The sequence below is a fragment of the Xanthomonas sp. AM6 genome (assembly GCF_025665335.1).
Lineage (GTDB): Bacteria > Pseudomonadota > Gammaproteobacteria > Xanthomonadales > Xanthomonadaceae > Xanthomonas_A.
The window spans coordinates 2536737-2561919 of sequence record NZ_CP106869.1; the positions used below are offsets into that span (position 1 = coordinate 2536737).

The following is a 25183-nucleotide window of genomic DNA, read 5'->3' on the forward strand; positions in this document are numbered from 1 at the left end:
TATTTAATTGCGAAGTGTATTATCCTAAAACTTACCTGCCACCATGACGATGATTGTAAAAACAAAAATTCTTCGGAAATTCATGAATCCTCCAATAGCGGAGAGTATCTTGGCCATGAATATTTAATAATGTCGGGATGTCGTCATTCTCCAGTGGCGATTTGCGGCCCAACTTACCATTGGCATTGATCGATTACTGAGAACCAACCCCCATTTGATGGTCGGCATCGGCGCAGCCGTTCGCGCCTCTGCGCATTTCAGGCTTGGCTGAACTCAGCAGCCTCGCGCCGAGCAATCAAAGTACGCATATTTCAAGTGACGGATCACGCTCCCGCCGATGCCTGTATGCGTGTGGCTGCCGAATCCTCGACAATGCCATGAGTCCCAGCTGTCCAACCCTCGAACACGGTCCGCCCTGCATGACTCCCACCCCCCTGGTCAGCATCGTCATGCCGGCCTACAAGTTCCGGTACTTCGAGCGAGCGCTGGACAGCGTGCTCGGGCAGACCTACGCGGCGCTGGAACTGGTGATCTGCGACGACAACCCCGATGGCACGATCGCCGCGGCGGTGGAGCGCAAGCGTGCCGCGGCGCGCTTCCCGATCCGCTACCAGCGCAACCCCAGCCGCCTGGGCGAGCTAGGCAGCACCATCAAGGGCATCGGCCTGGCCCAGGGTGAGTACATCAAGTTCCTGCACGACGACGATGTGCTGGAGCCGGACTGCGTCGCCGCGCTGGTCCACGCCATGCAGGCGGGCCCGAATGTGGTGCTGGCCTCGTCGCGCCGGCAGCGCATCGGCAGCGACGATGCGCCGCTGCCCGACATCCACGCCACCAGCTTCCCGTTCGCCGGCGACGTGGTGCTCGACGGCCCCGAACTGCTGTCCTTCCTCGCCGACCACACCATCAACTTCATCGGCGAGCCCAGCTGCGTGCTGTGCCGGCGCCAGGACCTGGTGGAGATCGGCGACCAGTTGATGATGCTCGATGGCCGCACGATCCACTGGGTCGGCGACCTGGCCCTGTACGCCAAGCTCCTGCACCGCGGCAACCTGGCGCTGCTGGCCAGGCCGCTGACCCGCTTCCGCGTGTCGCAGGAGCAATTCAGCCAGGCCGGCCGCGACCGGCCGGGGATCGGCGACCAGGGCCACGAGGATTTCCGCCGCGGCGTGCGTGCGATGGGCTGGTACCGCGGCGACGGCGACGCGCGCCTGGTCCGCGTCGCCGCGCTGGACGGCGGCGAGGCGCAGCCGGTCGACCTGCTGCAGGCGATCCAGGCCGCGTATGCGCGCGGCCGCGCGCAGCTGGCGTTGCTGGACTGGCAGGCGCGGCGGCAGCTGCCGCCGGCCAAGCAGGCGCTGCTGGAGGCGCGCCTGGCGGAACTGGGCGGCGGCGCGACGATCGCGGTGTTGCTCGATGCGCGCGGCGCGGACGCGGCCGCGCTGGAGGCGAGCCTGCGCAGCCTGCTGCTGGACGGTGTGGCCTTCGCCACGCTGCGCGTGGCCGTGCTCGGCGACCCGGCGGCCACGCCGTGGCCGGATGCGCGGGTCCGGCACCTGCCGCTGGCGCCCGGCCAGGACGCGGCGGGCCGCAACGCCGCGCTGGCCGGACTCGGCGACGCCGAGTGGTTCCTGCGCGCCAGCGCCGGCACCCGCTTCTGCGCCGGCGGCCTGCTGCGGCTGGTGCTGGAACTGGCGCAGCATCCGCAGTGCAGCGCGCTGTACGCCGACGAGTGGCTGGCGCTGGACGGGCAGACGCTGGCGCCGGTGCTGCGCCCGGATCCGGATCTGGACCTGCTGCTGGGCAATCCGCTGGCCACCGCCGGCCATTGGGTCTTCCGCCGCGCGCTGGTGCAGGAGCTGGGCGGATTCGATCCCGCCCACGACGGCGCCAGCGAACTGGAGCTGATCCTGCGCCTGTTCCTGCGCGACGCCGGCGCCGGCATCGCGCACCTGCCCGAGCCGCTGCTGATCGCGCCGCCGGCCGATGCCGCCGCCGGCGCCGAGGCACGCCGGCATGCGGTCGCCAGCCACCTGCAGGCACGCGGCTACGCCGACGCCAGGGTCGAGGTTCTGCCCGGCGGCCTGCATCGCATCGACTACGCCCACGCCCAGCAGGCGCCGGTCTCGATCGTGAGCATCGCCCAGGACAATCTGCCGGCACTGCAACGCCTCGTGGTCGGCCTGCTCGAGCACACCGCCTACCCCGCCTACGAACTGCTGCTGGTCGACAACGCCAGCACCTCGCCGGCGGTCGGCCAGTGGCTGCAGGCGGTGGCCGAGCTGGGCAACGGCCGCATCCGCGTGTTCGCGCTGGAGCAGCGGGTCGCGCCGGCCGAGGCGCGCAATCTCGCCGCGACCCAGGCGCAGGGCGACTACCTGCTGTTCCTGGATGCCGACAGCGCCGTGGTCCAGGGCCGCTGGTTGCACGAGCTGATGAACCACGCGCAGCGCCCGGAGGTCGGCATCGTCGGCGCCAAGGGCGTGTCCGCGGACGCCACCATCAGCCACGCCGGGCTGCTGCCGGGGCTGCTGCCCGGCGCCGGCCATGCCTTCGCCGGCGAGCCGATGGCGCAGGCCGGCTACCTGGGGCGGCTGCAGGTGGCGCACCGCTACAGCGCGGTGTCCGAGCGCTGCATGCTGGTGCGGCGCGAACTGTTCCAACGCCTGTCCGGGTTCGACGCGGCCGGCTTCGCCGACGGCGGCGCCGACGTGGACCTGTGCCTGCGCGCGGCGGCGCTGGGCGAATGGACGGTCTGGACGCCCGAGGCGCTGCTGCTGCAACCGCCGGCGCCGCCACGGCCGGAAAGCGCCGACGACGCCCTGCTGCAGCGCTGGCTGCCGGCGCTGGCGCACGACCCGGCGTACTCGCCGAGCCTGGGCCTGGAGCAGGCGGGCGGCTTCAAGCTGGGCGAATCGGAGTTCTCCTGGCAGCCGCTGTCGTGGAAGCCGTTGCCGCGGATCCTGGCGCACCCGGGCGACGCCTTCGGCAGCGGCCACTACCGGGTGATCCAGCCGTTCCAGGCGCTGGCCGAGGCCGGCCGGATCGACGGCGTCTACTACGCGCGGCTGCTCGATCCGGTGGAGATGGCGCGCGTCGCTCCCGATGCGGTGGTCGTGCAGCGCCGGGTCGGCGACGCGGAACTGGCGAAGATGGAACGCATGGGCCGCTTCTCCAGCGCGTTCAAGGTCTACGAACTGGACGACTACCTGCCCAACCTGCCGCTGAAGAGCGTGCACCGCGAGCAGATGCCCAAGGACGTGCTGCGCTCGCTGCGCCGCGCCGCCACGCTGGTGGACCGGGTGGTGGTGTCCACCCCGGCCCTGGCCGATGCCCTCGCCGGCCTGCATGCGGACATCCGCGTGGTCCTCAACCGGCTGGATCCGCGCATGTGGGGCGAGCTGCCCTTGACGGCCAGAACTGCCACCGGCGGCAAGCCGCGGGTCGGCTGGGCCGGCGGCGCCAGCCACACCGGCGACCTGGAACTGATCGCCGACGTGGTGCAGGCGCTGGCCGGCGAGGTGCACTGGGTGTTCATGGGCATGTGCCCGGAGCGGCTGCGCCCGCACGTGGCCGAGGTGCACCCGGGCGTGGACTTCGAACGCTACCCGCAGGCCCTGGCCGCGCTGCGCCTGGACCTGGCGCTGGCGCCGCTGGAAGACAACCTGTTCAACCGCTGCAAGAGCAACCTGCGCCTGCTCGAATACGGCGCCTGCGGCTACCCGGTGGTGGCCAGCGACCTGGCGCCGTACCAGGGCGCGCTGCCGGCGACCCTGGTCAAGAACCGCTTCCGCGACTGGGTCAACGCGATCCGCATGCACCTGGCCGATGCCCAGGCGCGTGCCGCGGCTGGCGCGGCGCTGCACGCGGCGGTGCGCCGCGACTGGATGCTGGACGGCGCCAACCTGCAGGCCTGGCGCGCGGCCTGGCTGCCGGACTGAGCACAGCCGCCGCCGGGAACGGCACCCGCATTGCATCGGCATCCTCGCCGGGCCCGCGCCGCATCGGCGCGTCAATCGGCCGGCACCGGCGGGTTCGGCGCCGCAGCCGCGCCGCGTCGGGAAGCCGACGCCGGCCGTTTCCGTCCGTCGCACGGCACGATGCGCCGCGCATTCGCCAATCCATGCAGGCCGCCGCCGGCGGCCTTGCAGTTTAGGCACACCGCTTGCATCCATCCCGGGTAGCCGCCCTGGCATGGACATCCCCGTATGAGCGACTCCATCAGTTCCATCCTCTCGCAGATCCGCAGCTACCAGAGCCAGGTCGGCCAGGCCGCGCCTGCGCAGGTGGCCGATGCCGGGCGCAGCAATGCGATCGAGGGCCTGACCGGGACCCAGGGCACGCAGGGCCCGAGCTTCAGCGAAACCCTGCGCAGCGCGATCAGCGGCGTCAACGAGACCCAGCAGAAGGCCGGCGATCTGGCCAAGGCCTTCGAAATGGGCGACCCCAACGCCGGCCTGGCCAAGGTGATGATGGCCGCGCAACAGTCCCAGGTGGCGTTCCGCGCCACCGTGGAAGTCCGCAACCGACTCGTCCAGGCGTACCAGGACGTGATGAACATGCCGCTGTAAGGTAGACGACGATGGCCCTTGCGCTCAGCAAAGAAACCCTCAACGGCGAAAAGGCAGGCGCCTGGTTCGATCGCCTGCAGAGCCTGCAGATCACCCGCCGCATCGGCCTGATGGCGATGATCGCGGTGGCGGTGGCCGCCGGCCTGTTCGTGTTCTTCTGGTCGCAGAAGCCGGCCTACACCCCGCTGTACACCGGCCTGGACGAAAAGGGCACGGCCGAGGCCACCGACCTGCTGCGCACCGCGCAGATCCCGTTCAAGCTCGACCCGGCCACCGGCGCGATCACCGTGCCGGAGGACAAGCTCTACGATGCGCGCCTGAAGCTGGCCGGCTCCGGCCTGACCGACACCGGCAACATGGGCTTCGAGGTGATGGAGAAGGACCCGGGCTTCGGCGTCAGCCAGTTCGTCGAGAACGCGCGCTACCAGCACGCGCTGGAGACCGAACTGGCGCGCACCATCGCCAGCCTGCGCCCGGTGCGCGAGGCGCGGGTGCACCTGGCCATTCCCAAGCCCAGCGCGTTCACCCGCCAGCGCGAGGTGGCCAGCGCCTCGGTGGTGCTGGAACTGCGCGGCGGCACCACCCTGGAACGCAACCAGGTCGATGCGATCGTCAACATGGTCGCCTCCAGCATCCCCGACCTGTCGCCGGAACGGGTCACCGTGGTCGACCAGAGCGGGCGCATGCTGACCATCGCCGACCCGAACAGCGACGCGGCCCTGAACGCGGCCCAGTTCGAGCAGGTGCGGCGCCAGGAAGCTTCTTATAACCAACGCATCCGCGAACTGCTGGAGCCGATGACCGGCCCCGGCCGGGTCAACCCGGAAGTCAGCGTGGACATGGACTTCTCGGTCACCGAGGAAGCGCGCGAGCTGTACAACGGCGAGCCGCCGAAGCTGCGCAGCGAGCAGGTCAGCGACAGCAGCACCGCCGCGGCCGGCCCGCAGGGCGTGCCCGGCGCGACCAGCAATTCCCCGCCCGGCGCGGCCGTGCCCGGCCAGCCGGCGCCTGCCGCAGGTGCCGCCGGCGCCGCCCCCGGCGCGACCCAGCAGGCCGCCGCCGCGACCCCGACCGAAAGTTCCAAGAGCGCGACCCGCAACTACGAGCTGGACCGCACCCTGCAGCACACCCGACAGCCGCCGGGCCGGATCAAGCGCGTGTCGGTGGCGGTGCTGGTCGACCACGTGCCGCGGCCGGGTGCCAAGGGCAAGACGGTCGAGCAGGCGCTCAGCGCCGCCGAACTGACCCGGATCGAAGGCCTGGTCAAGCAGGCGGTCGGCTTCGACGCCGAGCGCGGCGACACCGTGTCGGTGATGAACGCCCCGTTCGTGCGCGAAGCGCCGGAAGCGGCGGACAAGCCCGGTTGGTGGGAAGATCCGCGGGTGATGAACGCGTTGCGCCTGCTGCTCGGCGCGGCGGTGGTGCTGGCCCTGCTGTTCGGCGTGCTGCGCCCGGCGCTGCGCCAGATCGCCGGCCCGGCGCCGGCCAAGGGCAAGGACAAGTCCGAACCGCAGAACGCCGACGTGTCGATGCTGGACGATGAGGACCCGCTGCTGCCGTCGCTGGCCGAGGACACCGCGCGCATCGCCGGCGGCGCCCGTCCCGCGGCGATCGCCCTGCCCGACGCCTACGAGGAGCGTCTGCGCCTGGCGCGCGAAGCGGTCAAGCAGGATTCCAAGCGTGTTGCGCAAGTCGTGAAGGGATGGGTCGCCAATGAAGCCTGATGCGAACGCCGCGATGAACGGCACCCAGCGCGCCGCGGTGCTGCTGCTGTCGCTCGGCGAAGCCGACGCGGCCGAGGTGCTCAAGCACATGGACCCCAAGGAGGTGCAGAAGATCGGCATCGCCATGGCGACCCTGAGCGGCATCTCGCGCGACCAGGTCGAGAAGGTCATGGACGAGTTCAATTCCGAACTCGGCAGCAAGACCTCGCTGGGCGTGGGCGCCGACGACTACATCCGCAACGTGCTGGTGCAGGCGCTGGGCGCGGACAAGGCCGGCGGGCTGATCGACCGCATCCTGCTCGGCCGCAACACCACCGGCCTGGACACGCTCAAGTGGATGGACCCGCGCGCGGTCGCCGACCTGGTGCGCAACGAACATCCGCAAATCATCGCCATCGTCATGGCCCACCTGGACAGCGACCAGGCCGCCGAGGCGCTGAAGCTGCTGCCCGAGCGCACCCGCGCCGACGTGCTGATGCGCATCGCCACCCTGGACGGCATCCCGCCGAACGCGCTGAACGAGCTGAACGAGATCATGGAGCGGCAGTTCTCCGGCAACCAGAACCTGAAGTCGTCCAACGTCGGCGGGGTCAAGGTCGCCGCCAACATCCTCAACTTCATGGACAGCGGCCAGGACCAGGGCGTGCTGGCGGCGATCGGCAAGATCGACGCCGAGCTCAGCACCCGCATCCAGGACCTGATGTTCGTTTTCGACAACCTGGTCGAGCTGGAGGACCGCGCGCTGCAGACCCTGCTGCGCGAGGTCAGCGGCGACCGCCTCGGCCTGGCCCTGCGCGGCGCCGACATCAAGGTGCGCGAGAAGATCACCAAGAACATGTCCCAGCGCGCCGCCGAGATCCTGCTCGAGGACATGGAAGCGCGCGGCCCGGTGCGCCTGGCCGACGTGGAAGGCGCGCAGAAGGAAATCCTGGCGATCGTGCGCCGGCTGGCCGATGAAGGCGTGATCAGCCTCGGCGGCGCCGGTGCGGAGGCGATGGTATGAGCGGCAACGTGGTGCGCTGGCTGGCCCCGGAGCTCAACGTGGCGCCGCTGCCGGAGCCGCAGTTCGAGGAGCAGGCGCTGCCCGAGGAGCCGGTGCTGCGCCCGCCGAGCCTGGAGGACATCCAGGCGATCGAGGCCGCCGCGCAGCACGAGGGCTTCGAGCGCGGCCACGCCGAGGGCCTGGCCCAGGGCCAGGCCGAGATCCGCCGCCTGACCGCGCAGATCGAAGGCATCCTGGACAATTTCTCGCGGCCGCTGGCGCGGCTGGAGAACGAAGTGGTCGGCGCGCTCGGCGAACTGGCCGTGCGCATCGCCGGCAGCCTGGTCGGGCGCGCCTACGAGGCCGATCCGGCGCTGCTGTCGGACCTGGTCGGCGAGGCGCTGGACGCGGTCGGCGGCGCGCGCCGCGAGGTCGAGGTGCGGCTGCACCCGGACGACATCGCCGCGCTGACCCCGCTGCTGGCGCTGATGGCCGACGGCACCCGGCTGGTGCCGGACCTGACCCTGAGCCGCGGCGACCTGCGCGTGCACGCCGAAGCGGTGCGCATCGACGGCACCCTGGACGCGCGCCTGCGCGCGGCGCTGGAGACGGTGATGCGCAAGTCCGGAGCGGGCCTGTGAGCGCGCTGTCCGGCACCCATCCGGCCGACTGGCTGGACGCGCGCAACCTGCGCCTGGCCTCGCGCCTGGGCCAGCTCGATCTGGACGCGGCCGCCGGCCGCGGCCTGATCCGCGAAGGCATCCTGCGCCGCGCGGTCGGGCTGACCCTGGAAGCGGTCGGCTGCGAGGCGCCGATGGGCGCCACCTGCAAGGTCGAGGTCGACGGCGGCTGGGTCGACGCCGAAGTGGTCGGCTTCTCCGGCGACCGCACCTCGCTGATGCCCAGCGCCGAGACCTACGGCCTGCTGCCCAACGCGCGGGTGGTGCCGGTGCGCCGCCGCGGCGGCGTGGAAGTGGGCGAAGGCCTGCTCGGCCGGGTCATCGATTCGGACGGCGTGCCGCTGGACGGCAAGGGCCCGATCCGCGCCGAAGGTTCGGTGGGCATGGCCGGCGTGTCGATCAACCCGCTGGCGCGCGAGCCGATCACCACCCCGCTGGACGTGGGCGTGCGCGCGATCAACGCGCTGCTGCCGATCGGCCGTGGCCAGCGCGTGGGCCTGTTCGCCGGCTCCGGCGTCGGCAAGTCGACCCTGCTGGGGATGATGACCCGCTACACCGCCGCCGACGTGATCGTGGTCGGGCTGATCGGCGAACGCGGCCGCGAAGTGCGCGATTTCGTCGAGACCACGCTGGGCGAGGAAGGCCTGCGCCGCGCGGTGGTCGTCGCCGCCCCGGCCGATCGCCCGCCGCTGGCGCGCCTGCACGGCGCCTACCGCGCCACGGCGATCGCCGAATGGTTCCGCGACCAGGGCCTGAACGTGCTGCTGCTGATGGACTCGCTGACCCGCTTCGCCCAGGCGCAGCGCGAGATCGGCCTGTCGGTCGGCGAGCCGCCGACCACCCGCGGCTACCCGCCGTCGGTGTTCGCCAAGCTGCCGGCGCTGGTCGAGCGCGCCGGCAACGGCGCCAAGGGCCGCGGCTCGATCACCGCCTTCTACACCGTGCTGACCGAAGGCGACGATCCGCAGGATCCGATCGCCGACGCCGCGCGCGCCATTCTCGACGGCCACATCCTGCTGTCGCGCCGGGTCGCCGACAGCGGCCTGTACCCGGCCATCGACGTGGAATCCTCGGTCAGCCGCGTGGTCCAGGACATCGCCGACGAGCCGTGGCGGCTGCGCATCCGCGCGCTGAAGCGGCTGGTCTCGGCGTACTCGTCCAACCGCGACCTGATCACCATCGGCGCCTACCAGCGCGGCAACGATCCGGCGGTGGACGAGGCGCTGGAGCGGTGGCCGGAGATCATGGAATTCCTCGGACAGGACGTCGCCAAGGCCGCAGATCTGCCCCACAGCCAGGCCGCGCTGAAGCGGCTGGTCGAACGTGAGAACTAAGCCATGATGCAATCACAGCGTATCGATCCCCTGCTCCGCCGCGCCCAGCAGCACGAGGACGAGGTCGCCCGCGACCTGGCCGAGCGCCAGCGCGCGCTGGAGACCCACGAGTCGCGGCTGGAGGAACTGCGCCGCTACGCCGAGGAATACGCCAACAGCCAGATGGCCGCGACCAGCCTGGCGCAGCTGGCCAACCGCCGCGCGTTCCTGGACCGCCTGGAGAGCGCGGTGCAGCAGCAGTGCCAGACCGTGGACCGCAACCGCGAGAAGGTGGAGATGGAACGCAGCCGGCTGCTGCTGGCCAGCCGCGACAAGCAGGTGCTGGAGCAACTGGCGGCCAGCTACCGCGCCCAGGAACGCAAGGTCGACGACCGCCGCAGCCAGCGCGAGATGGACGACCTCGGCGCGCGCCGGGTGCGCCTGGCGGTGGCCGCGGCCGACAGCGACACCGAACACGGAGACAACCGATGAACAACGCGCTTTCCGCCCTGGGCGGCAACGGCCGCGCCAGCCTGCCCGGCGGCGGTGCCGACGCGCAGGGCCAGGACCGCAGCGGCGGCCAGGACTTCGCCAGGCTGCTCGGCAACGATGGCCCCGCGGCCGCGCCCAAGCCGGCGCCGAAGCCGGCCGCCAAGTCGCCGCAGGCCGCCGCCGACAAGGATGCCGCCGACAAGCGTCCCGAGGCGGCGGACGACAAGGCCAGCGAGCCGGCGCGCAGCGCGCAGGCCGGCACCCAGGCCGCGCGCGACAACGCCAAGGGCAGCGAGGAAACCAAGGCGCCGGCCAAGGACGCCAAGACCACCGACGCCAAGCAGGACGAGGACACCGAGGAAGACGCCGGCTGGCCGCCGGCCGGCCTGGCCGGCATCGGCCTGGGCCTGTTGCCGGCGCTGGGCGCGGCGCTGCCGGCGGCGAGCGCCGGCCCGCTGGGCGCGGCCGCCGGGCTGGCGATCGGCGTCGCCGGCGCCGCGGCCAAGGGCGTGGCCGCGCTGCTCGGCGGCGACGCGCCGGCCCTGCCCGGTACCGCTCCGGCGGGTGCTGCGGGCGCCGCCGCGGCCACGCCGGGCGCGGCCGGGGCCAGCGCCGCGGTCGCCGCCGGCAGCTTCGGCGGCATGCTGGCGCAGGTCGCCGGGGCCGCCGCGCAGGCGGTCGGCGGCGGCGACGCCGCGGCGCCGGTCGCCGCGCTGGCGGCGCTGGCCAGCGCCGTCGCGGACAAGGCCGGCGACAACGGCGGCGCTGCCGCCGGCACCGGCACCGATCCGATCAACCTCGTGGCGTCGCCGGGGATCCAGGCCCCGACGCGCACCGCCGACAGCGCCGCGCCGTTCACCGGCTCGCCGACCCCCACCCCGCAACTGCACGGCGACAACTTCGACGATGCGATGGGCGCGCGCGTGAGCTGGCTGGCCGACCAGAAGATCGGCCACGCCCACATCAAGCTCAGCCCCGCCGAGCTGGGCCCGGTCGAGGTGCGCCTGCACCTGAGCGGCGACCAGGTCAACGCCAGCTTCAGCAGCGCCCAGGCCGACGTGCGCCAGGCGCTGGAGAACAGCCTGCCGCGGCTGCGCGAGATGCTCGGCCAGCATGGCTTCCAGCTCGGCCAGGCCGACGTCGGCCAGCAGCACCAGCAGCCCGCGCAGAACGCCCCGCAGGGCGCCGTGGCGGGCGGCAGCGATGCCGCCGGCGATGACGTGCTGGGCAGCGTCGGGATTCCGTCGGTGGTGCTGCGCCAGCGCGGCCTGCTCGACGCCTACGCCTAGGCCGCTTCCTGCAGGAGGGGGTCGGCCCCTGTCGGGCCGCCCCGGGTCGGGGTCGAAACCCTTTCGGCACGGCCTTCGAAGGCCGCTGCGGCCGCCGTCAAATATCCGGCAAGCCCACCCCGCCGTTTCGGCACGCCGATTGCATCCCTAGGGGCAGAGACCCCCTAAGGAGCCATCCGTGGCCGCTGCCGCCGACAAATCGAAGAAACCCGCCGACGCCAAGGACGCCCCGGAGGGCGGCAAGTCGAAGAAGAAGCTGCTGATCATCGTCGTGGCCGCGGTGCTGGTGCTCGGCGGCGGCGGCGCCGGCGCGTGGTTCTTCCTGAAGAAGCCCGATGCCGCCCATGCCAAAGCCGCGGCCAAGACCGCCGAGCTGCCCAAGCCGGCGCAGTACTTCGCGATGGACCCGGCATTCGTGGTCAACCTCAACGGCAGCGCCGAGGACGGCCCGCACTACCTGCAGATGGAAGTGCAGCTGATGACCCGCGACCCGGAAGAACTGAAGCTGATCACCGAGAACGCCCCGGCGATCCGCGCGCACCTGCTGATGCTGTTCTCGCAGGTGCAGGCGCAGGACATCGCCGACATCGCCGGGCGCAAGAAGCTGCAGGCCGCGGCGCTGGCCGACGCGCAGAAGCTGATGACCGCCGAGACCGGCAAGAAGTGCATCGAAGAACTGCTGTTCACCAGCTTCGTGACCCAGTAAGGCGCCGCCCCGATGACCGACCTGCTTTCCCAAGACGAGATCGATGCGCTGTTGCACGGCGTCGACGTCGGCGTGGTGGACACCGAGCCGCCGCCGCCGGCGCCGGGCGAAGCGCGCCAGTACGATTTCTCCAGCCAGGACCGGATCATCCGCGGGCGCATGCCGACCCTGGAGATGGTCAACGAGCGCTTCGCGCGGCTGTGCCGCATCGGCCTGTTCAACCTGATCCGGCGCTCGGCCGACCTGTCGGTGCGCGGCATCGACCTGATCAAGTTCAACGACTACATGCACTCGCTGTACGTGCCGAGCAACCTCAACCTGATCAAGTTCAAGCCGCTGCGCGGCACCGGCCTGATCGTGTTCGAGCCGACCCTGGTGTTCACCGTGGTCGACAATTTCTTCGGCGGCGACGGCCGCTACCCCACCCGCATCGAAGGCCGCGAATTCACCCCGACCGAGATGCGCGTGATCCAGCTGATGCTCAAGCAGACCTTCGCCGACCTGCACGAGGCCTGGGCGCCGGTGATGGACGTGGAGTTCGAATACATCAACTCCGAGGTCAACCCGCACTTCGCCAACATCGTCACCCCGCGCGAGTACGTGGTGGTCAGCCGCTTCCATGTGGAACTGGAAGGCGGCGGCGGCGAGATCCACGTGACCCTGCCGTACTCGATGCTGGAACCGATCCGCGAACTGCTCGACGCCGGCATCCAGAGCGACCGCGTGGACCGCGACGAGAGCTGGAACATCATGCTGCGCGAACAGCTCAACACCGCCGAGGTCACCATCTCCAGCGTGCTGGCGCAAAAGCAGATGACCCTGCGCGAGCTGACCAAGCTGAAGATCGGCGACGTGCTGCCGATCGAGCTGCCCAAGCAGGTGCCGCTGTGCGTGGAGAACATCCCGCTGTTCACCGGCGAATTCGGCATCTCGCGCGGCCAGAACGCCGTGAAGATCACCTCCAACCAACCCCCCGGCGCGCTGCGCCGCCGCCCCGCCTTCCAGGAAGACGCGTCATGAGCCAGAACGAAATCCCCGAGGCCGTCCCGGCCCAGTTCGACAGCCTGCAGCCGGAGACCGAAGGCGGCGGCATCGGCAACGACCTGAACCTGGACATGATCCTGGACGTGCCGGTGACGCTGTCGCTGGAAGTGGGCCGCAACCGCATCCCGATCCGCAACCTGCTGCAGCTCAACCAGGGCTCGGTGGTGGAGCTGGAGCGCGGCGCCGGCGAGCCGCTGGACGTGTACGTCAACGGCACCCTGATCGCGCACGGCGAGGTGGTGACGATCAACGACCGCTTCGGCGTGCGCCTGACCGACGTGGTCAGCCCCACCGAACGCATCCGGAGACTGCGGTGAACCCATTGCTCGCCGCCGCCACCCAGGCGGCCAAGGCCGCCTCGGGGGTCGGCAGCGCCGCGCCGTCGCCGCCCAGCCTGTTCGGTGCGGTGCTGGCCCTGCTGCTGGTGCTGGGGCTGATCCTGGGCATGGCCTGGGTGCTCAAGCGCCTGCCCGGCAGCGGCTTCCGCCCGGCCGACGGCCTGCGCGTGGTGGCCAGCCTGGCGGTCGGCGCCAAGGAGCGCGTGGTGGTGGTCGACGTCAACGGCGAGCAGCTGCTGCTCGGCGTGTCGGCCGGCGGGGTACGCACCTTGCATCGCCTGCCCGAGCCGCTGCCGCAGGCGCCGGCGCCGTCGCTGCCGAACCTCAAGCAGCTCAAGAACCTCCCCGATTTCGCCCAGCTGCTGGCGCAGAAGCTGCGCAAGGACAAATGACCATGTTGCTTCGTTGGAACCGTTACGCGCGCGGTCTGCGCCTGGTGCTGATCCTGCTGACGCTGAGCCTGCTGCCGGCCCTGGGCTGGGCCCAGGCCGCGCCCGCCGCGCCGGCCGCGCCGGCGCCGGCCGCGCAGAACGCCGCCCCGACCCTGCCCTCGCTGCCGCAGGTCAACGTCGGCAAGGTCGGCGCGCAGCCGGTGAGCCTGCCGCTGCAGACCCTGCTGCTGATGACCGCGATCACGCTGCTGCCGTCGATGCTGCTGGTGCTGACCGCCTTCACCCGCATCACCATCGTGCTCGGCCTGCTGCGCCAGGCGATGGGCACCGGGCAGACCCCGTCCAACCAGGTGCTGATGGGCCTGGCGCTGTTCCTGACCGCGCTGGTGATGATGCCGGTGTGGGAAAAGGCCTGGGGCCAGGGCATGAGCCCCTACCTCAACGGCCAGATCGACTTCCAGACCGCCTGGACCCTGACCACCCAGCCGCTGCGCGCGTTCATGCTGGCGCAGGTGCGCGAGGCCGACCTGATGACCTTCGCTGGCATGGCCGGCAACGGCACCTACAGCGGCCCGGACGCGATCCCGTTCCCGGTGCTGGTGGCCTCGTTCGTCACCAGCGAACTGAAGACCGCGTTCGAGATCGGCTTCCTGATCTTCATCCCGTTCGTGATCATCGACCTGGTGGTGGCCAGCGTGCTGATGTCGATGGGCATGATGATGATGTCGCCGATGCTGATCTCCGCGCCGTTCAAGATCCTGTTGTTCGTGCTGGTCGACGGCTGGGTGCTGACCGTCGGCACCCTCGCCGCCAGCTTCAACGGAGTCTGAGCCGATGAGTCCCGAACTGGCGTTGACCGAACTGCGCGGCGGCCTGATCACCGTGCTGTGGGTAGCCGGCCCGCTGCTGCTGGCGATGCTGGTGGTGGGCGTGGTGATCGGCGTGTTCCAGGCCGCCACCCAGCTCAACGAGCCGACCATCGCCTTCGTCGCCAAGGTGGTCACCCTGACCGCGATGCTGTTCGCCACCGGCAGCATGCTGCTGGCGCACCTGGTCGAGTACACCACGATGCTGTTCCAGCGCATCCCGCATCTGATCGGCTAGCGCCGCTCGGCGCGACCGCCCGCCGCGCAACCCCACGGAACCCTCATGTCGACAAGCAAGCCCGCGATGACGCAGCGCGCTGTGCGCCCGGCCACGGCCGGGCGGCTTGCCGCGTGCGTTCCCTGCCGCGCCGACCGGAACTGACGGCGATGGATTCGGCCACGCAAATGGTCATCGATGGCCAGCAGGCCTTCGCGATGGTCGGCGCGATCCTGTGGACCATGCTGCGCATCGGCGCGATGCTGATGGTGATGCCGCTGGTTGGCACCCGCGCGGTGCCGGCGCGGATCCGGGTGATGCTGGCGGCGACGCTGGCGATGGCGCTGGCGCCGCTGCTGCCGCCGGTGCCGGACTGGGACGGCTTCGATGCCGGGGTGGTGCTGAGCGTGGCGCGCGAACTGGCGGTCGGAGCGAGCATGGGCTTCATGCTGCGGCTGATCTTCGAGGCCGGCGCGCTGGCCGGCGAACTGGTCTCGCAGAGCACCGGCCTGGGCTTCGCGCAGATGGCCGATCCGCTGCGCGGGGTCACCTCCGGGGTGATCGGGCAATGGTTCTACCTGGCCTTCGGCCTGCTGTTCTTCACCGCCAACGGCCACCTGGCGGTGGTGGCGCTGCTGGTGGACAGCTACAAGGCTTTGCCGATCGGCAACGCGCTGCCGGACGCGCAGGCGATGGCCTCGGTGGCGCCGGATTTCTTCATGAGCATGATGCGCGGCGCGGTGACCCTGGCGCTGCCGGTGATGGTGGCGATGCTGGCGGTGAACCTGGCGTTCGGCGCGCTGGCCAAGGCCGCGCCGGCGCTGAACCCGATCCAGCTCGGCCTGCCGGTGGCGGTGGTGCTGGGCCTGGCACTGCTGGCGGTGCTGGTCGGCGAGATGGGGCCGCCGGTGCAGCGCCTGTTCGATGCCGCCTTCGACGCCGCCCGGCAGGTGACCGCCTAGGCGCGGACGCGCCCGCCATCGCAGCGATTCAAGCCCTGCATCGCTGTGCCGATACACCTTTTCCAGGGTGTTGCAGGTGCAGCGCCCCCCGCCGCGCAGCGCCTTCCGGGGACGCCAGTCATCGCCGTGCCGATCAGCCACCCGCTGCCCTCGCCCTCACCGCCGCGCGGCATCGCGTGGCGGCTGCTGGCCGTGTTCGCGCTGTGCGCGTGGTTCGGCGCCGCGCTGGCGCAGGAGTACAGCTTCCGCGACTACGCGCAGTCCGACGGCCTGCAGGGCCTGAGCGTCAACTGCCTGTACGCCGACCGCCACGGCGTGGTCTGGGCCTGCACCGAGCTGGGCCTGCACCGCTACGAGCGCGAACGCTTCGAGCAGGTCGGCGCCGAGGCCGGCCTCGGCAGCCCGCTGGTCTTCGCGATCGCCGAGGACCGCCGCCAGCGCATGTGGGTCGGCGCCTCCAATGCGCTGTATGTCGGCGACGGGCGGCGCTTCGTCGCGGTCTCCGGCGCCGATGGACGGCGCCTGCCGATCGACCAGGGGCACTCCCTGACCGCGTACGGCGACGACCTCATCGCGCTCAGCGACAAGCGTCCGCTGCGGATCGCCGCAGGCGCCGACGGCGGCTGGCAGGTCACGCCGCTGCGCACCGCCGATGGCGCCACGCTGGCCGAGATCACCGCCGTCGCCGCGATCGACGGGGCGCTGTGGCTGGGTTGCGGCCGGCAGCTGTGCCGGCTGGATGCGCAGGGCCGCTTGCGCCGGCTCGGCCGCGCCGACGGCGTTCCCGACGACATCTGGCTGGCCCTGCTGCGCGGCCGCGACGGCACGCTGTGGGCGCGCGGCATCCACCATGTGCTGGCGTGGCCGGCCGGTGCAACGGGCTTCGTCGAACGCGTGCCGCCGCCGGGCAGCGGGCTGTCCACGCTGGCGGTGGGCATCAACCTGGTCGAGGACGCCGCCGGCCGCGTGCTGACCCGCAGCGATACCGGCCTGCTGCGCTGGGAACACGGCCAGTGGCGCGCGTTCGAACGCGCCCAGGGCCTGGGGGCGCTGGCGCCCAACATCTGCGCGCTGCTCAGCGACGGCCAGGGCCGCCTGTGGATGGGTACCCGCGGCCGCGGCGTGCAGCGCTGGCTCGGCTATGGGGTGATCCAGCACTGGGAGGAGCCGCAGGGGCTGGCCACCGGGCCGACCTGGTCGATCCTGCGCAGCCGCGGCGACGGCCGCCTGTACGTCGGCAGCGAAATGGGCGCCAACGTGCTCGACGCCGGCGGCCGCATGCGCCCGCTGACCGACCGCGACGGGCAGGCGCTGCGACAGGCGGTGCAACTGGTCGACGCGGCCGACGGCACCCTGTGGATGGGGCTGTCGTCGGGCCGGATACTGCGTCTGGACCGCGGCAGCGGCCGCATGCACGAGATGGCCAAGGTGCCGTCCTCGCTGAAGTGGATGTTCTTCGACGACGCCGGCACGCTGTGGCTGCTGACCACCCGCGGCACGTTCCGGCTGGCGCCGGGCGAACGCAGCGCGCAGCCGGCGCGCGACCTGCCGCGCGACCGCTTCACCGGCGGCGGCTACGACGCGCGACGCCGCCTGTGGCTGGTCGGCGACCATGGCCTGTACCTGCGCCAGGCGCAGGGCTGGCAACCGGTCCGCCTGCACGGCGCGGTGCCGGACGCGGAACTGGACAAGTTCACCATCGACGCCAACGACGAGGCCTGGCTGTCGTTCGGCGACGTCGGGGTGTGGCGCGGGCGCTTCGACCCGCGCGCGGCCGCCTTGTCCCTGCGCAAGGTCGACGATCCGCTGCTGGCGCGGATCGTGCCCTACGTGCTGCGCCAGGATCGGCACAAACGCGTGTGGGTCGGCAGCAGCCAGGGCCTGGACATGTGGGCGGGCGGGCGCTGGATCCGCGTGACCCAGGCCGAAGGCCTGCTGTGGGACGACACCTCCGAAGGCGCGTTCTTCGAAGATCGCGACGGCTCGGTGTGGATCGGCAACAGCAAGGGCGTCAGCCAGGTACTGGACCCGGCGCGGCTGTTCGCGGCGCGGCCGCTGCGCCTGCAGTTGCTGCGTGCCACCCGCGGCGGGCGCCCGGTCGTCCCCGGCGCGCAGCTGCCGTGGTCGCAGCAGCCGATCGAGATCGCCTTCGCGGTGCCCGGCGCGGTCGGCGGCAACGACACCCTCAGCTTCCGCTACCGGCTCGAGGGCCTGCAGGAACAATGGGCCGAGACCGGACAGGGACATCTCACCTACACCCTGCTCTCGCCCGGCCGCTACGCGCTGGAGGTGCAGGCGCTGGACGAACGCCAGCGCGCGCGCAGCGAGGTGGCGCGGCTGGAGTTCGAGATCCTGCCGCCGTGGTGGCGCAGCCCGCTGGCGTGGATGGCGTACGCGCTGGCCGCCGCGCTGCTGGTGACCGCGGTGTGGCGCTGGCGGGTGAAGCAGTTGCTGTCGCGCGAGCGCACCCTGGCGCGGCTGGTCGCCGAGCGCACCCGCGAACTGGAGCACGACAAGCGCGAACTGGAGATCGCCCGCGCCGCGCTGGCGCTGAAGGCGGTGCGCGACGACCTGACCGGCCTGCTCAACCGCGTCGGCATCCTCGATGCCCTGGCCGCGCAGATGCAGCACGGCCGCGGCGACGGCAGCCCGCTGGCGGTGGCGATGATCGACCTGGACCACTTCAAGCACATCAACGACCTGCACGGCCACCTGGTCGGCGATGCGGTGCTGGCGCGGGTCGGCCGGCGCATGAACGCGAACCTGCGCGGCGCCGACCTGATCGGCCGCTACGGCGGCGAGGAGCTGCTGGCGGTGCTGCCGGGCCTGGTGCCGCCGGCGCGGACCCGGCTGCACGCCCTGCACCAGGTGATCGGCGCCACGCCGTTCCTCACCGACGCCGGCATGCTCGAGGTCACCGCCTCGATCGGCGTGGCCTGGTACCGCCCGGGCGAGACCCTGCAGCAGTTGCTCAGCCGCGCCGACGACGCGCTGTACCGGGCCAAGCACGGCGGCCGCAACCGGGTCGAGCTGCACCTGGACGCGGTGCCGGGAGCGACCTTGCCGCGGTGAGCGGCATGAGCGGCAGCGACTCAAGCGCGGGCGCAGCGCGGCCGATACAGGCAGGGTGGCGCCCGGCTTGAACCATCGTGCGCCGTCCGCGATTGCGCCTGCCGCCCCTTCCCTTCCTCCTCGCCACGTGCCGCACGCCATGTCCGACTCCCCGCCAGTCCCCGCTCGTGACCGTCGCGGCATTCGCGGCGGCTGAGGGTCGGCGCCTGCGCGCTCGCCTGCGCCGCTGGCCGGCGCGCGGGGTCCTGCTGCTGTGGCTCGGCCTGGGCCTGGCCGGACTGGCACCGGGCGACCCCGCCCGCGCCCAGTCGATCCCGTTGCGCCGCTATGCGCACGACCAGGGCCTGCTCGGCCTGGCCGACACCTGCCTGCTGCAGACCGGCAACGGCAGCCTGTGGGTCTGCACCGAAAGCGGCCTGTATCGCTTCAACGGGCACCGCTTCGAACAGGTGCCGCTGCAGGGCCAGCGCGGGCATTTCATCAGCGCCGCGAGCGAGGACGCCGCGCACCGGCTGTGGGTGGCGAGCTTCGATGCGGTGTTCGTCGGCGACGGCAACCGGATGCGGCAACTGAGCGCCGAGGAAACCGGGCCGCTGCGCAAGAACGTGCTGCGCCTGGCCAGCCCGCGCTGGGGCACGGTGCTGCTCAACGGCCCGCAGGCGCTGCGTGCCGTGCCCCGCGGCGACGGACGCTGGCGGCTGCAGCCGCTGTTCGACGCGGCGACGCTGGCGCGGCTGCCGCAGCTCGGGCGGATCGGCGCGGCCCAGGCCGATGCGGACACGCTCTGGCTCGGCTGCGGCCAGGAGCTGTGCCGGGTCGCCGCCGATGGCGCGGTGACGGTCTACGGCCAGGCGCAAGGCCTGCCGCCGGACCGCTGGCGCGGCGTCGTGCGCGCCCGCGACGGCGCGCTGTGGGTGCGCGGCGACCAGCGCCTGATGCGCCTGCCGGCCGCGGCCGAACGCTTCGTCGAACAGCCCTGGCCCGATGCCGGCCCGCACAAGGTGAACGCGCACGCGCAGCTCCTGCTCGATCCGCAAGGGCGCGTGCTGATGCCCACCGGCCAGGGCCTGGCGCGCTGGGAACACGGCCGTTGGCGACGCTTCGGCCGCGGCAACGGCCTGCCCGACGGCGGCATCGTCGCGCTGCTGTTCGACCATGCCGGCGACCTGTGGATGAGCGTGGACGGCGAAGGCGTGGTGCGCTGGAACGGCTACGGCTGGATCGAGAACTGGGACGTGACCCAGGGCATGAGCAGCGCGCCGACCTGGACCGTCCAGCGCCACGGCGACGGCGCACTGCTGCTCGGCAACGAAGGCGGCGTCAACCGCCAGCGCGGCGCCGGCCAGCCGTTCCAGCCATGGCTGGCCGATGCCGGCGTGCAGACCGTGGGCATGCAGACCGCCGCGGACGGCTCGCTGTGGAGCATCGGCTCGCTGGGCGAACTGCACCACCACGACCGCGACGGCCGGCTGCTGCGCCGCTACCCGCGCCTGGGCAGCACGGCCAAGCGGCTGTATCTGGACGCGGCGGGCCGGATCTGGCTGCTGACCATGGAGGGCGTGTACCTGCTGGCGCGGCCGCAGTCGGGCGAGGTCCCGCAACGGGTGCAGGCGCTGCCGGCCAGCGACTACTCCGACATCCAGCAGCGCCGCGACGGCAGCCTGTGGCTGGCCGGCGCGTCCGGGGTGTTCCGGCTGCGCGGCGACACCTGGACCCCGATCCGGCTGCTGCTCGACGGCACGCCGGCGCAGCCCTGGGTCAGCAAGCTGCTGATCGAGGAGGATGGCCAGGTCTGGGCCGCGCTGTACCACCCGGGCGTGTGGCAGGGCCGGCTCGACGGCGACACCCTGCGCCTGCAGCGCGCCGCCCAGCCGCAGCTGCAGGAGCTGCAGATCTACCTGCTGCGGCGCACCGGCAACGGCTGGATCTGGATCGGCCACAACCAGGGCGTGGACATCCACGACGGGCGCCGCTGGTCGCGCCTGACCCAGTCGCAGGGGCTGCTGTGGGACGACATCTCCGAAGCGGCGTTCTTCGAGGACGCCGACGCGTCGGTGTGGATCGGCAACAGCAAGGGCGTCAGCCACGTGCTGGCGCCGCAGCGCCTGTTCCAGGAGCGCGCGCCGGTGCTGACGCTGGACCAGTTCACCCGCGGCGGCCATCCGATCGCCGCCGGCGCGCGCCTGTCCTGGAACCAGGAACCGCTGCACATCGAGGTCGGCGCGCCGGACCTGTACGACGACCGCAACCGGGTCTCGTTCCGCTATCGCTTCGCGGGCGTGCACACGCGCTGGATCGCCACGCCCAACTTCGAGATCGACCATCCGCCGCTGCCGCCCGGCGACTACGTGTTCGAGATCCAGTTGCTCGACGCCTACCGGCGCAGCGCCTCGGCGCCGGTGCGGGTGGCGTTCTCGGTGGCGCCGGTGTGGTGGCGCAGCCCGCCGATGCTGGCGCTGTACGCCCTGCTCGGCGGCGGCCTGGCGATCGCCGCGCTGCACTGGCGCGAGCGCCGCCTGCGCCAGCGCCAGCGCGAACTGGCCGCCCTGGTCGCGCTGCGCACCCAGGAGCTGGAACACGACAAGCGCGAACTGGAGATCGCCCGCGCCGCGCTGGCGGTGAAGGCCTCGCACGACGCCCTGACCGGCCTGCTCAACCGCGCCGGCATCCTCGATGCGCTGGCCGCGCAGATGCAGCGCAGCCAGGCCGAGCGGCAGCCGCTGGCGGTGGCGATGATCGACCTGGACCACTTCAAGCGCATCAACGACGCGCACGGCCACCTGACCGGCGACGCGGTGCTGGTCAAGGTCGCGCGGCGCCTCAACGCCAACCTGCGCGGCTCGGACCTGATCGGCCGCTACGGCGGCGAGGAACTGCTCGGCGTGCTGCCCGGCCTGCCGGTCCCCTCGCACGAGCGGCTGCAGCACCTGCGCGCGGCAATTGGCGACCAGCCGCTGCAGATCGGCACGCAGCGGCTGGCGGTCACCGCCTCGATCGGCGTGGCCTGGTACCGGCCGGGCGAGAGCCTGCAGCAACTGCTGGCCCGCGCCGACGAGGCCCTGTACCGGGCCAAGCACCTGGGCCGCAACCGGGTCGAACTGCACGCCTAGCGCTGCCCTGCCGGCCGCTCGGCCGGCGGTGCTCGGCACCGGCGCCGCCATGCCGCAGGCCCGCGCGGGCCGTCGTAACGCCGCACAGGCGGCCGCCGATGGAACGGAACGGTCCTTGCAGGACGCTGGATCGAATCCCCCTGCCCGGCTCGTCCCACGCCATGTCCGAAAACGAAGAAGGCACCGAAAAAACCGAACAACCTACCGAAAAACGCCTGCGCGAGGCCCGCGAGCAGGGCAACATCCCGCGCTCGCGCGAACTGGCGACGGCGGCGGTGTTCAGCGCCGGCATCTTCGCGCTGATGGGCATGTCCGGTTCGCTGACGGCCGGCGCGGTGACCTGGATGAAGGGCGCGCTGCGCCCGGACCCGAGCCTGTACGGCCACCCCGACGCCCTGTTCGGCCACTTCGGCGAACTGCTGCTGGGCCTGCTGTGGGTGGCGCTGCCGCTGGTCGGCATCTGCCTGGCGGCCGGGTTCGTCGCGCCGCTGGCGATGGGCAGCCTGCGCTTCTCCGGCAACGCGCTGGTGCCCAAGCTGGACCGGCTCAACCCGATGGCCGGGCTGACCCGGCTGTACGGCATGGAAAGCCTGGCCGAACTGTTCAAGTCGATCCTGCGCATGGCCTTCGTCGGCGGCGCCGCCGGCCTGTGCATCTGGAACAACATCGACGGCCTGCGCAGCCTGATGCGGCACCCGCTGGAACAGGCCATCGGCGACGGCCTGGGCTTCACCCTGCGCCTGCTGCTGTACACCGCCGGCGCGCTGGCGCTGCTGGCGGCGATCGACGCGCCGTACCAGAAGTGGAACCACATCCGCAAACTGATGATGACCCGCGACGAAGTGCGCCGGGAGATGAAGGAGAGCGAGGGCAGCCCGGAGGTCAAGGGCCGCATCCGGCAGATGCAGATGCAGCTGTCACAGCGGCGGATGATGGAGGCGGTGCCCAGCGCCGACGTGGTGGTGGTCAACCCCACCCACTACGCGGTGGCGCTGAAGTACGAGGGCGGGCGCATGCGCGCGCCGACCGTGGTGGCCAAGGGCGTGGACGAACTGGCCTTCCGCATCCGCGAACTCGGCGAGCAGCACCGCGTCGCAGTGGTGTCTGCGCCGCCTTTGGCACGCGCCTTGTATCGGGAAGGCGAACTCGGCAAGGAAATTCCCGTGAGACTGTATTCGGCGGTGGCGCAGATCCTCTCCTACGTGTACCAGCTGCGCGCCTGGCGCACTGGCCCGATGCCGCCGCTGCCGCCGCTGGACGTCGATGAATTCGCCCCGGGGAGCACGCCATGAGCCAGCCGGCCGCGCAGATGAACACGCGCAAGATGATGGACATGATCAAGCACGGCCTCGGCGCGCCGGTGATCGTGATGGCGATGCTGGCGATGGTGGTGGTGCCGCTGGCCGCGCCGGTGCTGGACGCCCTGTTCACCTTCAACATCGCGATCTCGCTGATGGTGCTGCTGGCGGTGGTGTACGTGAAGCGGCCGCTGGAGTTCAGCATCTTCCCGATCGTGCTGCTGATGACCACGATGCTGCGCCTGGCGCTGAACGTGGCCTCCACCCGCGTGATCCTGATCAACGGCCAGGACGGCCACGGCGCCGCCGGCAAGGTCATCGAGGCCTTCGGCGAGTTCGTGATCGGCGGCAACTACGCGGTCGGCATCGTGGTGTTCGCGATCCTGACCATCATCAACTTCGTGGTCATCACCAAGGGCGCCGGGCGCGTGTCGGAAGTGACCGCGCGCTTCATCCTCGACGCCATGCCCGGCAAGCAGATGGCGATCGACGCCGACCTCAACGCCGGCCTGCTGACCCGCGAGGAAGCCAAGGCCCGGCGCGAGGAAGTGCGCGAGGAAGCGGACTTCTACGGCTCGATGGACGGCGCCAGCAAGTTCATCCGCGGCGACGCCATCGCCGGCATCCTGATCCTGTTCATCAACCTCATCGGCGGCATGGCGGTCGGCGTCCTGCAGCACGGCATGCCGGTCGCCCAGGCTGCCTCCACCTACACCCTGCTGTCGATCGGCGACGGCCTGGTCGCGCAGCTGCCGGCGCTGCTGGTGTCCTCGGCGGTGGCGATGCTGGTCACCCGCGCCTCGCGCTCGCAGGACATGGGCGCCTCGATGATGGGCCAGGTGTTCGGCCAGCACAAAGCGCTGGCGGTGGCCGCGGCGATCCTGGGCCTGGTCGGCCTGGTCCCGGGCATGCCCAACGTCGCTTTCTTGACGCTGGCGCTGATCCTGGGCCTGCTGGCCTGGAAGATGTGGAAGCGCAGCCTGCTGCCGGAAGAAGCCAAGCCCGATCCGGTGCAACAGGCGGCCGCCGCCGGCGCGCAGGCCAACGCCGAGCTGGGCTGGGACGAACTGCGCCCGATCGACCCGCTGGGCCTGGAGGTCGGCTACCGGCTGATCCCGCTGGTGGACAAGGCCCAGGGCGGCGAGCTGATGGCGCGGATCAAGGGCGTGCGGCGCAAGCTGACCCAGGACATCGGCTTCCTGATCCCGCCGGTGCACATCCGCGACAACCTGGAACTGCCGGCCAACGCCTACCGCCTGCTGGTGCACGGCGTGCCGGTGGCCACCGCCGACATCCATCCGGACCGCGAACTGGCGCTGGACCCGGGCGGCGCGCTGGGCAAGATCGACGGCATCCCCGGCAAGGACCCCGCGTTCGGCCTGGACGCCATCTGGATCCAGCCGCACCAGCGCGCCCAGGCCGAGACCATGGGCTACACCGTGGTCGACCCGGCCACGGTGATCGCCACCCACCTGTCGCACCTGATCCGCGAGCACGCCCCGGAACTGCTCGGCCACGAGGAAGTGCAGCAGCTGCTGGCCACCCTGGCCAAGAGCGCGCCGAAGCTGGTCGAGGACCTCACCCCCAAGGCGCTGCCGCTGTCGGTGGTGGTGCGCGTGCTGCAGAACCTGCTGATCGAGAAGATCCCGGTGCGGCAGCTGCGCAAGATCGTCGAGGCGCTGGTCGAACAGGCCCCGCAGAGTCAGGAACCCGGCGTGCTCACCGCCGCGGTGCGCAATGCGCTGGGCCGGTTCATCGTCCAGGAAATCGCCGGCATGTCCGCCGAACTGCCGGTGTTCACCCTGGCCCCGCAATTGGAACGTGTCTTGCAGGACTCTACCCAGGGCAACGGTGCCGCGCTGGAACCCGGCCTGGCCGAGCGGCTGCATCAGAGCCTGGCGGACTGCGTCAGCAAGCAGGAAGCGCGCAACGAACCGGCCGTGGTGCTGGTCCCGGCGCAGGTCCGCGCCGCGCTGGCCAGGCTGGTCCGCCACAGCGTCCCCTCGCTGTCGGTGCTGTCCTACAGCGAGGTACCGGAAGACAAGCGGCTGAAGTTGGTCGGGACGATCAGCTGACAGGCAGGGATTGGTGATTTGGGATTCGGGATTCGCAACAGCGCACCCCGCG

The 25183-nt window shown here is 71.5% G+C and carries 19 protein-coding genes; all 19 read left to right on the plus strand.

Annotation, left to right across the window (positions count from 1 at the left end; translation table 11 throughout):
• The first annotated feature begins 449 nt into the window (after positions 1 to 449).
• The gene (locus tag OCJ37_RS10695) at positions 450 to 3941 is read left to right on the plus strand and encodes a glycosyltransferase (RefSeq protein ID WP_263113650.1); all 3492 of its coding nucleotides are present in this window, start codon (positions 450 to 452) and stop codon (positions 3939 to 3941) included.
• A gap of 267 nt (positions 3942 to 4208) precedes the next feature.
• On the plus strand, positions 4209 to 4571 hold the full coding sequence (fliE, locus tag OCJ37_RS10700) for a flagellar hook-basal body complex protein FliE (RefSeq protein ID WP_263109384.1): 363 nt from the start codon (positions 4209 to 4211) through the stop codon (positions 4569 to 4571).
• Positions 4572 to 4582: 11 nt separating this feature from the next.
• Positions 4583 to 6295, plus strand: coding sequence for a flagellar basal-body MS-ring/collar protein FliF (gene fliF / locus OCJ37_RS10705; protein WP_263109385.1), 1713 nt, complete (start codon positions 4583 to 4585; stop codon positions 6293 to 6295).
• A 13-nt stretch (positions 6296 to 6308) separates the two neighbouring features.
• On the plus strand, positions 6309 to 7298 hold the full coding sequence (gene fliG, locus OCJ37_RS10710; RefSeq protein WP_263113651.1) for a flagellar motor switch protein FliG: 990 nt from the start codon (positions 6309 to 6311) through the stop codon (positions 7296 to 7298).
• Positions 7295 to 7918, plus strand: coding sequence for a FliH/SctL family protein (locus tag OCJ37_RS10715; RefSeq protein ID WP_263109386.1), 624 nt, complete (start codon positions 7295 to 7297; stop codon positions 7916 to 7918). Before fliG ends, OCJ37_RS10715 begins: the two co-directional genes overlap by 4 nt.
• On the plus strand, positions 7915 to 9291 hold the full coding sequence (locus tag OCJ37_RS10720; RefSeq protein ID WP_263109387.1) for a FliI/YscN family ATPase: 1377 nt from the start codon (positions 7915 to 7917) through the stop codon (positions 9289 to 9291). The genes OCJ37_RS10715 and OCJ37_RS10720 overlap by 4 nt, the downstream gene beginning before the upstream one ends.
• A gap of 3 nt (positions 9292 to 9294) precedes the next feature.
• On the plus strand, positions 9295 to 9762 hold the full coding sequence (gene fliJ, locus OCJ37_RS10725) for a flagellar export protein FliJ (RefSeq protein WP_263109388.1): 468 nt from the start codon (positions 9295 to 9297) through the stop codon (positions 9760 to 9762).
• On the plus strand, positions 9759 to 11051 hold the full coding sequence (locus tag OCJ37_RS10730; RefSeq protein WP_263109389.1) for a flagellar hook-length control protein FliK: 1293 nt from the start codon (positions 9759 to 9761) through the stop codon (positions 11049 to 11051). Before fliJ ends, OCJ37_RS10730 begins: the two co-directional genes overlap by 4 nt.
• Before the next feature lie 178 nt (positions 11052 to 11229).
• On the plus strand, positions 11230 to 11757 hold the full coding sequence (locus OCJ37_RS10735; protein WP_263109390.1) for a flagellar basal body-associated FliL family protein: 528 nt from the start codon (positions 11230 to 11232) through the stop codon (positions 11755 to 11757).
• A gap of 12 nt (positions 11758 to 11769) precedes the next feature.
• Entirely contained in the window at positions 11770 to 12777 is a 1008-nt protein-coding gene (fliM, locus tag OCJ37_RS10740) for a flagellar motor switch protein FliM (RefSeq protein ID WP_263109392.1), read from the plus strand.
• On the plus strand, positions 12774 to 13118 hold the full coding sequence (gene fliN, locus OCJ37_RS10745) for a flagellar motor switch protein FliN (protein WP_263109393.1): 345 nt from the start codon (positions 12774 to 12776) through the stop codon (positions 13116 to 13118). The genes fliM and fliN overlap by 4 nt, the downstream gene beginning before the upstream one ends.
• A complete protein-coding gene (fliO, locus tag OCJ37_RS10750) occupies positions 13115 to 13531 on the plus strand; it encodes a flagellar biosynthetic protein FliO (protein WP_263109394.1) in 417 nt (138 codons plus the stop codon). Before fliN ends, fliO begins: the two co-directional genes overlap by 4 nt.
• 2 nt (positions 13532 to 13533) lie before the next feature.
• Positions 13534 to 14361, plus strand: coding sequence for a flagellar type III secretion system pore protein FliP (gene fliP, locus OCJ37_RS10755; protein ID WP_263109395.1), 828 nt, complete (start codon positions 13534 to 13536; stop codon positions 14359 to 14361).
• 4 nt (positions 14362 to 14365) lie between these two features.
• Complete coding sequence (locus OCJ37_RS10760) at positions 14366 to 14635, plus strand: flagellar biosynthetic protein FliQ (RefSeq protein WP_263109397.1); 270 nt, start codon at positions 14366 to 14368, stop codon at positions 14633 to 14635.
• 149 nt (positions 14636 to 14784) lie between these two features.
• On the plus strand, positions 14785 to 15576 hold the full coding sequence (gene fliR / locus OCJ37_RS10765; RefSeq protein WP_263109398.1) for a flagellar biosynthetic protein FliR: 792 nt from the start codon (positions 14785 to 14787) through the stop codon (positions 15574 to 15576).
• Between the two features lie 126 nt (positions 15577 to 15702).
• A complete protein-coding gene (locus OCJ37_RS10770; protein ID WP_263109401.1) occupies positions 15703 to 18648 on the plus strand; it encodes a ligand-binding sensor domain-containing diguanylate cyclase in 2946 nt (981 codons plus the stop codon).
• A 167-nt stretch (positions 18649 to 18815) separates the two neighbouring features.
• On the plus strand, positions 18816 to 21758 hold the full coding sequence (locus OCJ37_RS10775) for a ligand-binding sensor domain-containing diguanylate cyclase (RefSeq protein WP_263109402.1): 2943 nt from the start codon (positions 18816 to 18818) through the stop codon (positions 21756 to 21758).
• Between the two features lie 161 nt (positions 21759 to 21919).
• Entirely contained in the window at positions 21920 to 23050 is a 1131-nt protein-coding gene (gene flhB, locus OCJ37_RS10780; RefSeq protein ID WP_263109403.1) for a flagellar biosynthesis protein FlhB, read from the plus strand.
• A 17-nt stretch (positions 23051 to 23067) separates the two neighbouring features.
• Positions 23068 to 25131 carry a flagellar biosynthesis protein FlhA gene (gene flhA / locus OCJ37_RS10785; RefSeq protein WP_263113652.1) on the plus strand — a complete coding sequence of 688 codons (2064 nt, stop codon included), beginning with the start codon at positions 23068 to 23070 and terminating at the stop codon, positions 25129 to 25131.
• Positions 25132 to 25183 lie beyond the last annotated feature (52 nt).